The organism is Mastigocoleus testarum BC008, assembly GCF_001456025.1.
In the GTDB taxonomy this organism is placed as follows: Bacteria; Cyanobacteriota; Cyanobacteriia; order Cyanobacteriales; family Nostocaceae; genus Mastigocoleus; species Mastigocoleus testarum.
Window position 1 is genome coordinate 129,289 of sequence record NZ_LMTZ01000151.1, and the last position, 15,592, is coordinate 144,880.

Annotated in this window: 11 protein-coding genes; 4 read left to right on the forward strand and 7 right to left on the reverse strand. The window is 35.6% G+C overall.

Going from position 1 to position 15,592, the window contains the following annotated elements:
• Window positions 1-275 precede the first annotated feature (275 nt).
• Both purN and BC008_RS40815 read right to left on the reverse strand, forming a co-directional pair.
• Window positions 276-920 carry a phosphoribosylglycinamide formyltransferase gene (gene purN, locus BC008_RS40810; protein ID WP_027842957.1) on the reverse strand — a complete coding sequence of 215 codons (645 nt, stop codon included), beginning with the start codon at window positions 918-920 and terminating at the stop codon, window positions 276-278.
• 125 nt (window positions 921-1,045) lie between these two features.
• Entirely contained in the window at window positions 1,046-1,690 is a 645-nt protein-coding gene (locus BC008_RS40815; RefSeq protein WP_058184621.1) for a hypothetical protein, read from the reverse strand.
• Window positions 1,691-2,101: 411 nt separating this feature from the next.
• Between BC008_RS40815 and BC008_RS40820 the strand changes: the two genes are divergently transcribed.
• Window positions 2,102-2,986 carry a carbohydrate ABC transporter permease gene (locus tag BC008_RS40820; RefSeq protein WP_027842956.1) on the forward strand — a complete coding sequence of 295 codons (885 nt, stop codon included), beginning with the start codon at window positions 2,102-2,104 and terminating at the stop codon, window positions 2,984-2,986.
• Window positions 2,987-3,510: 524 nt separating this feature from the next.
• Window positions 3,511-4,200, forward strand: a complete 690-nt coding sequence (locus tag BC008_RS40825; protein WP_058184623.1) for a pentapeptide repeat-containing protein — start codon at window positions 3,511-3,513, stop codon at window positions 4,198-4,200.
• 419 nt (window positions 4,201-4,619) lie between these two features.
• Here the strand turns inward: BC008_RS40825 and BC008_RS40830 are convergent, their stop codons facing one another.
• The 3 genes from BC008_RS40830 to fraC form a co-directional block, all read right to left on the reverse strand.
• Entirely contained in the window at window positions 4,620-5,399 is a 780-nt protein-coding gene (locus tag BC008_RS40830) for an ABC transporter permease (RefSeq protein ID WP_027842955.1), read from the reverse strand.
• A gap of 640 nt (window positions 5,400-6,039) precedes the next feature.
• On the reverse strand, window positions 6,040-7,125 hold the full coding sequence (gene fraD, locus BC008_RS40835) for a septal junction protein FraD (protein WP_036265252.1): 1,086 nt from the start codon (window positions 7,123-7,125) through the stop codon (window positions 6,040-6,042).
• Between the two features lie 52 nt (window positions 7,126-7,177).
• Window positions 7,178-7,726, reverse strand: a complete 549-nt coding sequence (gene fraC / locus BC008_RS52860; protein WP_027842954.1) for a filament integrity protein FraC — start codon at window positions 7,724-7,726, stop codon at window positions 7,178-7,180.
• Window positions 7,727-8,283: 557 nt separating this feature from the next.
• On the opposite strand from fraC, the gene BC008_RS40845 reads away from it, so the two are divergent.
• Window positions 8,284-9,420, forward strand: coding sequence for a cob(I)yrinic acid a,c-diamide adenosyltransferase (locus BC008_RS40845; protein ID WP_027842953.1), 1,137 nt, complete (start codon window positions 8,284-8,286; stop codon window positions 9,418-9,420).
• Window positions 9,421-10,682: 1,262 nt separating this feature from the next.
• A complete protein-coding gene (locus BC008_RS40850) occupies window positions 10,683-14,429 on the forward strand; it encodes a GAF domain-containing protein (RefSeq protein ID WP_058184625.1) in 3,747 nt (1,248 codons plus the stop codon).
• Window positions 14,430-14,775: 346 nt separating this feature from the next.
• On the opposite strand, the gene BC008_RS40855 is transcribed toward BC008_RS40850, so the two are convergent.
• Both BC008_RS40855 and BC008_RS40860 read right to left on the reverse strand, forming a co-directional pair.
• Entirely contained in the window at window positions 14,776-15,060 is a 285-nt protein-coding gene (locus tag BC008_RS40855) for a hypothetical protein (RefSeq protein ID WP_058184627.1), read from the reverse strand.
• 60 nt (window positions 15,061-15,120) lie between these two features.
• A complete protein-coding gene (locus BC008_RS40860; RefSeq protein WP_153009746.1) occupies window positions 15,121-15,495 on the reverse strand; it encodes a hypothetical protein in 375 nt (124 codons plus the stop codon).
• Window positions 15,496-15,592: the final 97 nt, after the last annotated feature.

Sequence of the window (15,592 nt, forward strand, 5' to 3'; positions counted from 1 at the left end):
AACGTCACGTTCCGAGCTGCCGTCGCCGCAGGCTCTAGGTATTGCGCACAGTAATGAGTAATGAGAGTATCTTCCTATTATTTTGATGACGCTTGGTAACTGAACACTTTATTGATTTAAATTATTAATATCTCAAATTTTCCTCAGTAATTAATTGATAAGCCTATAGCATATTCTGACCAGTTAAAAGGCGACACTTTTAGATGCGTAGTTCTCAGTGCTAGTCGCTAACATCACTCATTACTCCTTACTTATTACTTGTTACTTATTACTTATTACTCATTACTTCCCAAACTAGCCGCTAAAGCGATCGCCTGCGGTAAAATTCTGTGTTCTTCGAACTGAATTCTGGTATGAAGTGTTTCCGAAGTATCCCCGGATAATATGGGGACTGCAGCTTGCATCAAAATTGGTCCGCTGTCCATCTCTAATGCGACCAAATGAACAGTGCAGCCGGTAATTGTCACCCCTGAATTCAGAGCTTGTTCGACAGCTTTAAGACCCTTAAAACTTGGTAGTAAACTGGGATGGACGTTAATTATTTGGTTGGGAAAAGCCTCAATTAATACCGGCGTAACTAACCGCATCCAACCAGCCATGATTACCCACTCTACATCCCATTGGCGTAGTTGTTGCACGATTTTAGTGTCAAAATCTTCGCGGTTTTTATAGTTGCGATGATTTATTAACACCGTAGGTACAGAGCATTTTTCTGCCCTTGTTGCAACATAAGCTCCCGGATTGTTGTAGATCAAAACCTGGATTTGGGCATTTATTTGCTGATTCTGTATTGCTTGGCTAACTGCCTCAAAATTGCTACCGTTACCAGATGCCATAATTCCTAATTTTAAAGTTTGACCAGAAGTGGGCAAATTAATATTAGGAGATATTAAGCTGGGGGTAATCGATTGGATGCTCATTTAATTTCAGTTTCTGTCTAGAATCGAAGCAAGGAAAAAATAATACGAAATATTCAATAAATACAATAAATTGAGATCATTCTTGACCTTGCTTGGTTGGAGATGTTTCTCAGTTTTTGCTCAAATTATTTTTTCGGTTTGTTATTACCTGAATTATTTTGGGGCTCATTAGTTGCAGGCTGATTTTGAGGTGCCGTAATGGTGTTATTGTTGGGGCGTCCGGGGTCAATTACTTTGGTATCCTTTGGTAAACTAGTAGACTTGGAAACTTTTTCGAACAGTGGTGTATTTTCAGGAAAAGTTTTTGGTCGAGATTTTCCAGGATTAGATTCATACAATTCTATTTTTAGTTTATCATCGTCCGTAAACTCAAAAATTGTCTGGACTGTTTTATTTTCAGGCAAGGTCACATCTAAATGCATTGGTTTCGGGTCGGAATTAATTTTATAGCCAGTTTCATAAACTAAAGGTTTTTGAGAAACTCCCGAAGACATTACGATTAAAAGTTTACCTACCGGTGTAAAGATAAATTTTAAATTTCCTGATGTTGAAGGGGTTTGAAGATTTTTTGCTTCCCAAGTACCCAGTAATTTCTGGGTAATAGAATTATTAGCAGAATTTTGAGTTGTTTGTGGTTCTGTAGGTGATTTTATGGGGCGCGTTTGTGCAAGCGCTTGATTTGTAGATATTGTCAGCAAGCTGATTATTAAGCTATTAATCAGAGTTCGAACAGAGTTTTGTCTAATGCAGGTAAAAACTGTTTTATGCATTTGCCTAACTGCCAACTAATTAACTAGAATCTTAAACGATTCTCAAATGAGTTTATATACTCTTAATCGCTACAAAGGTTTTTGGACAGAATATAGAAAAATTTTTGAATTTATAAATTTGAATTTGTAAACTTGAAAAACTCGAAAGAATTCATTAAATCATTATAAAATTTATTACGAGTACTAGATTATTAATGGCCAACTGTTAGGGGAAACAAAACTCTTGTGGCTAGAGGCTTAGAACGCTTCAAAGGTATAAGTCAGCCTCTTGCTGAGCATCACTGCAGCTTCTGTTTTCAGGCTTGATGCTGATACTGTAACTCTAATATGGGCAATAGCGCATTAAATAATCATTTAATCAACAGTAAAATAGCTCTGCAACTATATCAAAGTAACTGCAGGCTGGGATAAATGACTCCACCAAGCTTTTCCGAAAAAAAACTCTTAGATAACGATGCAGTAGCCGCATGGGTTTTTCTTGCACCAGCATTAGTAATTCTTAGTATTTTTGTGCTGTTTCCCATTTTTTACTTGCTATACCTTAGTTTTACTGGCGGTAGTTTTACTTCTACTGGCACCTACTGGGTAGGTTTAAAAAATTATAGGCGTTTATTTTTAAGTCCTGATTTTTGGCAAGTTATCGGCAATACAATTTATTTTACCCTTGCTACAGTTATGCCCAGTTTAATTATTCCTTTGGGGTTAGCTGTGTTGTTGAATAGGTCTTTATTGGGGCGTGGACTGCTACGAAGTGCTTATTTCTTACCTTCTATTGTTTCTTTAGTTGCTGCGGGATTGGGTTTTCGGTGGTTATTTCAAACGGATGGTCCGGTTAATTCGCTTTTAGAAGCATTAGGTTTAGGAACAATTCCTTGGTTAGGTAGTACCCTTTGGGCAATGCCAGTACTGATAATCTTGAGCATTTGGAAACAACTTGGTTTTAACATGGTTGTTTTTTTGGCTGGTCTGCAAACAATTCCCCCTAGCCGTTATGAAGCCGCTCAACTTGATGGAGCAAATAATTGGCAACAATTTTGGTATATTACTTTGCCTGGATTACAACCTACTCTGATATTTGCAATTGTCACAACTGCAATCTTCACTTTACGCAGTTTTGAGCAAGTTTATGTCATTACTGGTGGTGGTCCTTTAAATTCTACGAACTTACTAGTTTATTACATTTATGAGGAAGCTTTTGGCTTGTTTGATTTTGGCTATGCTGCTGCCGCTGCCACAGTTTTATTAGGAGTAACTCTTATTCTTGTATACCTACAATTGAGAACTTGGAGTGATTAAATAATAAATGATTGAAAATTCACTTAATATTGCTAATTCTGTTACTTAATACTAACTGATTATATGTTAGGCTATCCTGACACAATTAGTATATTAATCCATAGGCAAAAAATCACAATTTAAGACTATTTATATCCCCAATATTAATTTAGTGCTGTTAACTATATTTTCATCAAAATTTTTATCGAAAATATATATTATCAATAGCTTATAAATTTTGTTTATAAGCTATGGAGATATTCATGGATTAAAATGTCACGTTAATTCAGAGATTGATGACAATAAAATAGAAGTTTTATGTTTTTCTCACCTGAATATAATTATCAAAAAATTATGACTTTAATCAAGATGTTTTGACATGCTTTATTAATTACATAGTGTGTTCTTGCTGTGTAAATAAAAATTCACTGATTTTTGATTTTTTTTTGAAATTTTATCGTTTTTTTTTACCTCTAAGGTGTACTCTCAATATACGGTAATTGATAAAAAATATCTTAAAGCATGGATATCTAGAGGCAAGCATCATGAATAACTATGCACAGAAACAGAATTTTTTTCTTAGTCAGATTACAGATAAATCGAATGATAAAAGGGATTTTAGCGGATACGACTTAAGTGGAATCGATCTTAGGGGGGTAGATTTAAGTGGAATTAATTTGATGGATGCTGATTTGCAAGGTGCAAACCTAGCTCAAGCGAATTTAGCTGGTGCAAATCTTGATCGTGCAAATTTGATGCATGCTTCTTTAAGGGAAGTTAACTTATCTGAAACCTTTTTGTGCTACGCAAATTTAGTTGGTACGGATTTAGCATACGCGAACTTGTGTAATGCTGTGTTAAAGGGTGCCAAATTAAATCAAAGTAATTTATGGGGTGCTTCTTTATGTAACGTAGATTTAAGTGAAGCAGACCTGAGAGATGCAAGATTAATTGAAGCTTCTCTAATCGAAGCCAAGTTGATCGATTCTAATTTAAGTAATGCAAAATTGTGTGGTGCAATTCTTATGGAAGCAAACTTAAACCAAGCAAATTTAACTGGTGCAGATTTGACTTGGGCTAACTTAATGGAAGCTAATTTAATTGAAGCTGACGTGACGGAGGCAAATTTAGCTAACGCAAAATTATTAGGTACTATTATGCCTGATGGAATCATTGATTATAGAGCTTTTTATGCCAGTGAAATCAATCACCCTTGCGTTAATACTAGTCAATAATTTATCGATTGACACTTGCAAATAATAAATTACTGCAATTCACTCACAAATACTCATCGTTCGATACTTGTAAACTTACACATCTGTGAATTTATATAGCAATCTTAAGTAATTGATGGAAATGAATTTGGTAGTCATATCTCGTTGGAGTTTCTACAAAATTTATTTACTTGAAAAATATGGTTGCTATATAAGGTTAAATCTGATCGCCTTTAGAACTTAATTTATTACTTTTCTTACTTAAATTTATTTAGTAAATAACGTATAGAGATAAATTTTAAATATTAATGAATGCTAAGGGCTAATTTATAGGCATAAATATATTACAAAATCATATTACAAAACCCAACTGTAAATATAGTCAATTATATGTTTATATTTTCTTTTCTACTCTTTCAATTTCATCTGTTCTTTGAATATTAAAATTCTCGCTGGGAAAAAATTAAGATAGTAAGTGCTAAAATCATGATGCAGTAGAGTAAGCTATAACCTGCATCAAATAATAGTCCTTGAGGTTGAGGTAATGCATTTAAACCGTATAATACATCATCCTTGAAATCTAAACGTGATAAATCTGGAACAACTAAATACAAAGCCTGAGTTAATCGTTCTATACTTAGGCTCCGACTTGTACGACCAAGCTCTAATATATCTTGGGAGATATTACCCATTAGATAGACAGCAAAGGTAAGTGCTGTAGCAAGTAATTGATTAGTAAATATACTCAAAGCTAAAGCTACAGCAGTAATTAAAGACAGTTGTAATAATAAAAAAACTACGAAAATAAAAATACTAGCGAGCGAATAATCAATATTCTCGTAGTGCAAAAAACTCAGAAAAATAGCTGTCATAACTGCAATTAGTACAGTAAGAACCACTATTAAACCCAAGTATTTACCAATCACAAATTCAGTACGACTCACAGGTTTAGCAATTAGCATTAATATCGTACGTTTCTCTATTTCCTTGTTAACGATTCCAGTACCAACAAAAACAGCAACAATTAAACCTAGGATGCTCATTGCTGCTAAACCAAAATCGGGAAACATTTTATGTTCTGTTGCTGCAGCTAATTCCGGTAATAAAGATGCAAGTGCCAGCAAAATTATCCCGTAAAAACCTATGATGTAGAAAATGCGCTCGCGTACTACTTCCTTAAATACGTTACTCGCTAATACAAAAATCCTGCCGGCACTCATAAAAATACACTATTTGGTAATTGTAGGTTCGATGGTTTTAGATTTACTGGTTGCAGGTCAAATATCCAATATAACTTGCATAGAATATGTTGCAAAATTGTTTTTGGGAAATATAAAACTACTAAAAATAAATTAGATAATAATATTTGATAATGCAATATTGTAAATTAAACTATAATCTTCAAAGAGATAATATAGATTCAACAGAGAAATCATATTATCTATCAATGAGTTAAAGCTAAGCTTTTTGGGCTTATTCCTTAAATTTTGCTTGCTCAGTCAATTTAAACAAAGCCAAATAAATCATTTATAGGTCGTAAATTTTACTGTATTTGCCGGCTAGTGTGAAAGTATTTACACTTGAAAATACTGGTGTGTGAATATGTCATACATTTTTCTTGTAGAGATATTAATTATTAATATCCCTACAGGTTTTATGGAAGCTACGGGTTTTATGGAATAAAATTCCACCCGAAATTGATACAGAAGGTATTCATCCCACAATCCTAGCAAAATAAACCCGACCAAATACACCCGTGTATATTTAAAAGTCTCAGATGCAAATTATTACTTGGTGTATGAAATATTTCGCTACCAATCAAAGGAATAAATAGCTTTGAAAATCAGCTTTGAAAATCAATCAATTTTTCGCTGGGGGTTTTTTGGGAATGAATGAGACATTAGATTGACATTCAATCTCTGCCACATTAACTGTCGCATTCTCATCCGCATCATCTTTCAATTGCTTGGCAAATGGGGTAATTTCACAAGATTTCTGTAGATAGTACTTATCAGACATAAAACTTGGGGCATTCCAAATTGCAAGTAAGTCCAGTTTATATCCTGTCTTCGTGTTAGATACCCTAGGCTCAATAGACCAAAATCCTTTTTCCGGAGATAGTTTTAATACTTCTTGTTTTACTTGTTGGGCTAACCTTCCTATTGGTTTATCTTCCTTACCTTTATTCACGGAATCAAGCAGCCATCTTTCAACCTCTCCCCATGGTCGTTCGTTTAATTGTTGTCTAACTTTAGGCGAAAGTTTATTCAGAAGCTCAGCGCCATTTTTTGGCAGAATGAACTGTATTTTTCTTTGTTCTCCATCTTGAATATTTAATAATGGCGTTTCTCCTCTGTGGAGTATGAGTTTACTACCTCCAAAATTTTCTACTTCTGCTTTTACAGTTGGATATTTATCGAACCAATCATCGATAACGTAATAAAATTGTATCCAACAACTAATCATCATGCATACGCTGAGTAAAACAAGAATTTGCTGGCGGACAAGTAATTTAGGAAGTTGGCGTTTTACATCCGTACCACTACCTTCAAAAAATTCTGGAATTGCTGTAATTACTGCTGCAAGTGTGGGCCAAACCACTACAGATACTGGCTGAATGATGTCCGAATTCCCATTAAAAAATCGGGAAAATAGAAATACACTAACAAAAGCACTGGTTATTAATGCTCCAATGGGCATATTAGTTGCAGGTATTGTTACTGGTTTGTCTGTTGTAGACCAAGCCGTACCAGCGATTAAAAAGAACCAACCAAAATACTCTATTAAGTACCGTATTGTACCGATCGCAAAGTATGAAGTGATGAAAGAAAAAATACTCAAATAAATTAATGTTTGCCAAGCGTAAGCTTTCTTGGGGACTAATAAATCAATAATTGGTTTGAAAAGTTCCTCAAAAAAACCAAATATACTTTTCAATAAAATCATATTTTCCTCTGCTAACTTATTGCTTTCATAGATAAATTTTTAATAACTGTAACTAAGACTGTGGAAAAATTATAAATAGAAGTACAAGAATTGCACTGTAGCTTAATGCATTGGCAATTAGTACGGTGAGCACCAGATTTGTATTTAGTATTTTTTTCCTACTATTGCGTCGAGAGTATCTAGCGATTGGCGGTAGTTGAGTTTTAAGTGTTAGAGTAATCTCTTCTCGCAGGGAGAAAATCAAAAACTTTAAAAGTACTAGTTTCATTAAAAATGTGAAAAAGAAAGCTACTGAAGCAAAAACAACTACAGAACCGAGCACTTCGCCAGATGAGGACAACCGGTTGAAAAAGACAAAATTAATTAGTTCTAGTCTCCAAGAATCGGGTAAAAATGGTTCGATTTGAAAACATATAAACCAGCCGATAGCGCTGGAAAAGAAGTTAATGCAAACCGCATAAAAAGTGCTACTTTTTTTATCAAAGTTGAGCCGGATATTTAAGATATAAGCCTCAATGGGAATTGCGACTAGCAAGAATAGTATGTCGAACAAAATTATTCCGAGTGGAAAAACTTCCGGAATTTGGAAAGCTTCAAACATAAGTTAGTGTTTGGGTAAGGTGTAACTCGAGAAGATTTAGCTGAGTTGACTAAACGCTGGTAGCTACTTCACCCTCATAGAATAAGGGTTTTAGTAAAAACTTGGTAGTTATTTACCAGCAAAATTAAACAGCGAGTACAAGGTATTTGTTACAGATTACACAATAAGCTGCAGATCGTAGAAATCGATCTATCAAACTGGATAAACATTACGTTGTTATTTGCCAATTGGATTTTAGTTATAAAACTGGCACAGCATAGCATACGGATAAAGAAAATTATCGCATTTTGCTTATATTGCAGAACATTCAATCAAATCAAAACTATCTGGCGGAAGGAATTTATCTTAAGGAGTAATAATTTTTATTGTCCTTGGATTAATTTTTATTTTTTCTTTATTCTTTTTATCTGCTGACTGTTGGATGATCGCTTCTAAATTCTGTTTTCGAAGATTTGTATGATTTGTCGCAAACGGGAAAGCTTAATTTATATAATGCTTTCTGATAGTACTAGACCTTCGGTATTATGTAAGACTGCCACATTACAGCTTTTGGACAGATGATAAGGAATGGCATAGGTATCAAGACTGCACAAGTACGCCCCTCAAGGCTTACTGGTCAAATACACGTCTACGATGGTGCAGGAAAAGGTAAATCCCAGGCTGCTTTGGGCGTAGTTTTGCGTTCAATTGGTTTGGGAATTAATTCCCAAGGTAATTTTGAACGAGTGTTGTTAGTGCGGTTTTTAAAAGGTCCAGAAAGAAGTTACGACGAAGATGGAGCTATTGCTGCATTACAAAGTGGCTTTCCTCACTTAATTGACCAAGTCCGTACTGGTAGAGCAGAATTTTTTGGTCCAGATGAAATTACTCTATTCGACCGGGTTGAAGCTGCACGGGGCTGGGATGTAGCTAAAGGTGCGATCGCATCCCATTTATATTCAGTTGTAGTTTTAGATGAAATTAACCCCATTATGGATTTGGGTTTGCTGGATGTGGATGAAGTTATCAAAACCCTCAAATCTAAACCCCAGGAATTAGAAATTATTACTACCGGACGAGCAGCACCACAAAAGTTATTGGATATTGCTGATTTACATTCAGAAATGAAACCATTGGATCATCCAATAGCTGAAGCCCAAGGAATTCAGGGAATTGAAATTTATACAGGCTCCGGTAAAGGTAAATCTACCAGTGCTTTGGGTAAAGCTTTACAAGCTATTGGACGGGGAATTAATCATCCCGGTTCGACTCGGGTATTAATTATGCAATGGCTTAAAGGTGGTAGTGGCTATACAGAAGACGCAGCAATTTCGGCATTACAGCAATCATACCCAGAAGTTGTAGACCATCAACGTTGTGGACGAGATGCGATTGTTTGGCGTAACTGTCGTCAAGAATTGGATTATGTAGAAGCAGAAAGGGGTTGGGAAATAGCTAAAACAGCTATCGCTTCGGGATTATATAAAACAATTATTTTGGACGAACTCAATCCCACGGTTGACTTGGAATTATTACCCGTCGAACCAATTGTCCACGCTTTGCTCCGTAAACCCAAGGATACAGAAATCATCATTACTGGGCGCTGTCAAAATCAACCAGCTTACTTTGATTTAGCTAGCATTCACTCCGAAGTTTACTGTCATAAACATTATGCCAACCAGGGAGTAGAACTTAAACAGGGGGTAGATTTTTAGAATGTTGAGAGATCTAGATAGAAAGAGAAAAGTAGCAACTATAAGCAAATAAGGATAATCTTCGTGGAAAACATTAATAATCTTGATTTAGTTACAGGGGGAGTTGCTGTTGCAATCCTACTTGGTGGTTTTCTGATGATGTTTACAACTGTATTTACTACTAAAAATAAATAGTGCAGTAGTAATGGAGGATTTATTTAGATTCTTTCCTGGATCGGGAAAATGATGGAGGAAATGAGAATATCAGCGGAACTAACGGTTAGGTGTTTAACAACTCCCATCTAATGCCTTATGCAGTTATTAGCTATCATTTACGTGGATTTTAAATAATTAAAAAAAGGGGAAGTGAAACTTCCCCTTTTTTCTGTGTTCGAATTAACAAGTGAAAATACTTGATTTTAATTAATTTTAAAGATTATTTTTACTATTCCTCCCACAACTATGAAGTGAGAAAATAGAAAACACTAGTGTCTATAAAATCGACCTTTTTTTTGATTTCTGGTCTTTTCAAACTAATTTCACATATAGTAATGACTTCCAATTAGTGCAAAAAAAAATACCATCCTTGTCATTATTTAAAAAAGCTCATATTTATTAAAAACTGCATTTAGGTATAATCAATAAAACACTAAATCAAGATTTGTTCCGACTTGTTTCCTATTATACGATTTATTGTTTTTTGATTTTTATACTTGTGGCTAGAGATTAAGCGCCTAAATTATCTCCTAAGGAGACTTAAGAGTAAAAAAATATGTCTGTTTTATAGCAATTTTGCTACTTAGTATAATTTACTATGGTAGTATAACCGGTTTGCATCAATTGAAAAAAATTTGATATAGATATTAAATAAACTATGCCTAGGATTTATCTGAGGTGTTTTTGCGATGATGTAAACAATCAAAATTCTGTCTAGAAAGCGTGTAACTCACGTACAAATATTTTTGCAATCCTGGTAAGTAAAAGTGTTATTTATACACAAGCAGTTCTAAAGAAATGATGAATTATGGGAACACATTCATTTATTTTCGATTTAGGGTGCTTTACTAAAAATAGATTTTAAAACAAGCGTTTAGGGTTTCAATCTCTCTTAACAGTATTAAGTTGCAAAATACCGATGAAAACGCGGATTTAGTATCATTAATCCGCTAAAATCACTTTTAGGCAGTGTGGATTTTTTATAAAACTAGACAGATTTTCTTTACTTTTATATTTTACTAAAACTCGTCTGCCTGTAAATTTTCTTTTGTGTTCCCAAGATAGTTATGCAAAATAATCCAAAAATGTCTAACAGAGGTCAAGAAATTTCTCGTCCAGAGCGACATATCTCTGACTATTTATCCGATGATATTACTAAAGCAATCATTGAAGACGTGCATCAAGAAGTATTTACTTACGAGCAAAATCTTGAAATAGATTGGACAGAGTATTTTACTGATGCGGTTAGACTGATTCGGGCTTCTTTAAAAGAAGAAGATATTCTCGGGACCACTGTGGAAGAAGTGCGTCGAGTACTCGATTCCGATCGGGTAGTAGTTTATGGACTCAGTTCAAAGTCTAAAGGAACGATAATTGCAGAATCAACTGCTCCAGGTATTTCAAGAGCTTTAGGAAGAACAATTGAGGACCCCTGCTTTGATGCAGAATATATCCATAAGTATGAGAACGGTCGGATCAGGGCTACCGATAACATTTATGAAGCAGGTTTAAATCCGTGTTACATCAACCAACTTGAAACACTACAAGTAAAGTCGAATCTAGTAGCACCGATTATCAACCAGGGAAAGCTATTGGGTTTGTTAGTAGCACATCAATGTTCTCAACCACGCCAATGGCAACAGCATGAAATCAGGTGGATATCCCAGATTGCAATGCAGGTGGGATTTGCTCTGGATAATGCCAAACTTTTAGCAGAAGCAGAACACTTTCGCCAGCAAGCAGAACTTGAGAAGAAATGGACGCAGTATTTCAATGACACTGTTAAAGTTATTCATGCTTCCGTCAACAAAGAAGATATTCTCAAAACCAGCGTAGAAGAAGTACGTCGAATAATAGAATGCGAGCGTGTGGTGGTTTATGGACCGAACCCAAATTCTGATGAAGTCGTTCTTGCTGAGTCAGTAGCTCCAGGATGGCCAAAATCCGCAGAAATTACTACTAACGATCCCTGCTTTGAAGCGAAATATGTCGATCAATACGAAAATGGTCGTGTTGTATCGATGGATAATATTTACGAACAGAACTTGAGTTCTTGTCATATTCAGCAACTAGAAAAACTTTCAGTTAAGGCGAACTTGGTCGCGCCAATTATAAAACAGGGCAAGCTTATGGGTTTACTGATTGCCCATCAATGTTCTGATACGCGTAATTGGCAAGAACATGAGATAAATTGGTTTTCGCAAGTCGCGATGCAAATAGGTTTTGCCATTGAAAACGCTAAACTGAATGCAAAAACTTCAGATCTGCGCCACGAAAAAGATATTGAAACTGAATGGACCAAGTATTTTACCCAGACAGTCAGACTTATTCGGGCTTCTTTAAAGGAAGAAGATATTCTCAGAACCACTGTTGAAGAAGTTCGTCGAGTACTAGAATGCGATAGCGTTTTGGTCTACGGACTAAGACCAGAAGCTGAGGGCGTGGTAATTGCCGAATCAGTTGCTCCTCGATGGACTAAAGCTTTGGGAATGACAATGAAAGACCCTTGCTTGGAAGTACAGTACATCGAGAAGTACCGCAATGGTCGCGTTAGGGTTACAGATAATATCTACGAAGCCGGCTTTAGTGCTTGTTATATTCGCCAACTTGAGAAAATCGATATCAAGGCAAATATTATCACGCCAATAATCTATGAAGATAAACTGCTGGGTTTATTAGTTGCAAATCAGTGCTCTGGACCCCGTCAATGGTTATCTTATGAGGTTAGATGGTTATCTCAGATTGCGATGCAGGTAGGTTTTGCAATTGATAATGCCAAACTTATTGCCACAACTTCTGATATTTGTCAGCAAACAGATATTGAAACTGAATGGACTAGTTACTTCACTCAAACAGTAAAACTGATTCGGGATTCTTTAAATAAAGAAGATATTCTCAAAACAAGTGTCGAAGAAGTACGCCGAGTTATGGGATGCGATCGAGTGGTTATCTATGGTCTGGATTCGGAATCCATGGGAATAGTCACTGCAGAATCAGTGGCTCCAAGGTGGAGTAAATCCTTGGGAGCGATGATTGAAGACCCCTGTTTTGCAAGTAGGTATATTGAAAAATACCGGAATGGTCGTGTTATCGCAATTGGTAATGTTTATGAAGCTAGTCTTACCCCCTGTTATATCGAGCAACTAGAAAGATTTGAAGTTAAGGCAAATTTAGTTGCGCCAATTATTCACGAAGGTAAGCTTATGGGTTTGTTAATAGCCCATGAGTGTTCCCAAGCCCGTGAATGGTTACCCCATGAAGTTAGGTGGTTTTCCCAGATCGCGACACAAGTAGGTTTTGCTCTGGAAAATGCCGCACTTTCGGCAAAAACTTCACTTCTTCGCCAAGAGAAAAATGTTGAAGATGAGTGGACAAAGTATTTTACACAGACTGTGAGACTGATTCGTTCTTCCCTAAAGGAAGAAGATATCCTCAAAACTACTGTAGAAGAAGTACGCCGAGTTATTGAATGTGACAGCGTTTTGGTCTATGGGCTCAAACCAGAAGCTCAAGGAGTGGTAATTGCAGAGTCAGTAGGTCGTCGATGGACTAGGGCTTTGGGGATGACTATGAAAGACCCTTGCTTAGAAGCAAAGTATATTGAAAAATACCGTAATGGTCGCGTTAGGGTTGTTGACAATATCTATGAAGCTGGTTTTACTGCTTGTTACATTGAGCAACTTGAGAAAATTGACATTAAGGCAAATATAATCACGCCAATTATTCATGAAGATAAGTTGCTGGGTTTATTAGTTGCAAGTCAGTGTTCCGGACCCCGTGAGTGGCTTTCTCATGAAGTGAGATGGTTATCTCAGATTGCAATGCAAGTGGGTTTCGCTATTGAAAATGCTCAAGTCTCAGAAAGTAGAATTCAAACTTACCAGGTGTTCAAAAAAGATGCACCCGTACAACATTCTCAACAAGAAGACTTCCAAGAATTGATTGCTGAATTGCTCAAGGATAATGAAAATAGTTTTAAAGCATTTTCTACTAAAGCTTTGAACCTATCAGAATTTGTTACTGTGGCTTTGAAGCAAATTCAAGGGGTTAGTGATGGGGCTAAAGGTGTAGCAACTACAGCTAGACAAGCAGAACATCAAGTGAAGCGAAATCATCAGTCCTTACAAGAAGCGCAGAAAAACGTAAAAAGTATACTGCAAAGTATTTCTGCTCATCATGAGGCGGTAGTATATGGCGCGCAGAAAGTCAAGCAAGTAAGTGAGGACTGTCAAAGGCTTTCTGTTCTAATAGATGAAGTTTCGACCAAGCTAAATAAGCAAATAAATAGTCAAAATATAAATGCAGCGATCGCCAAAAGCGAGTTGGAAAATAGCGAACAAGAATTGTTAGTTTCCAACGCAGAAGAAACAGAAACTACGGAGAAGGAACTAATTAATACAGTTGCACAAACCCAATCCCTACTGACTACTGTTACCAAAGAAATCAATCATATATCTGGAACCATGGAAACCGGTAGCCAGCAAACATCAACTTGGACAAAATCGTTGAAAAATAATGAGTTACAGATATATCACATCTCTACCATAAATACTCGGGCAGGTAGATTAGTAGAGAAAATAACCCAAGCTGCAACGAATCAGATACGTTCTTCTGATGAAGCAAGACAACATATACTTTCGGCTAGTACTGTTGCTCGTAAAATATCTGAACAATCACAGGCTTTAACGAAATGGTTTACTCAACTTTCTACGTTTGCTCAAGACAATATCCAAAAAGCTGAGTTTTGGGAGAATATTAAACGCTTTTTGCATTCTTCCCATACCTTGGTAACAGGTTTGACAGAGAAGAAGTAAGTTGATTGATTTGTCTGAAATTTAGATTTTTGTCTAAAAATTTCTGTCTATAAAATTCTGTCAGTTGATTGCATAGTGTTTAATTGAGTAATAATTGGAACATTTAAAAAATACAGTGTGCCTGCTACTTCACTCTTATTTCCCATTTTTGGGGAGTAGGAGTGATTTGTATTCTGAGTTCGCTAATATTAAATCTGATAGTCGGCAGTAATAGCACAATATTCGTTTACTAGACATACAGAATTTTCAACTTATACAGGTCAGCCATTCCAATTCATTTTCATCCCTGGAGTTCTTTCTCTAATACTTCCATTGATGCATGCTAATACGTAAAAACTTAGACCTGTTAGTTACTTCTATGACGTCGTTGAGTTTGAAGCCAAATGATAATTCCTGTAATTGCGAGTGTCAAAAGACCAAAAGCATTGAGAAAAGGATAAATTATCTCAAAATTAATCCGACCGAATTTTCCCCTATGTAATTCTAGTAACCAGAGAAATTCTTCTCCTTTACCGGTTATTACTGCTACTTGAAATAAAGACCCTGTAATCAAGCTGAGTATTATAGGGAACAACATTATTGGAGCAAAGTAATAGTGAAGTTGACGGATATGAATTTTTTTTATTTCCATATTGAATGTGTATTAGTTACTCGTAGCGAAGAGAATCAAGATAAAACAAACTAAAAATATTTACCTGTATATCCATCGCTTGATCGAAAATAGTGAAATAGGTACAGCGAACAACAGAAGGAAAATTAATTCTTCTGGTTGTGGGAGAAAATTTATGTTGTTGATTTCTGACCTTATCACTGAATTAAAATTTTTTTCTTTCTGAGTTATATTAATTTTTGTCTGAGATGAAGACAGGGGTTTTTCCTGTATTTTTAATTTTGGTATAACTTCTTGAGGAATATCCTCTGTTGATTTGTCTTCTATTTTTGCCTTACTTGGTTTATTCCGTATGTGAAGGCGTTTGTCGTGAGCCAATAAAGGTCTACTTTCTGTTAGTATTATTACGCCAACTATTGCACTAATAAATTTTTTTTTACTGATGTTCGACTTCATATATTTCATTGAAAACACTTACATTAAAAGTCCAGAAAACTATTTTTTGTTTCAACAGAAGCTAGATACAGTGTGATAATTATTTTTACAAATAATT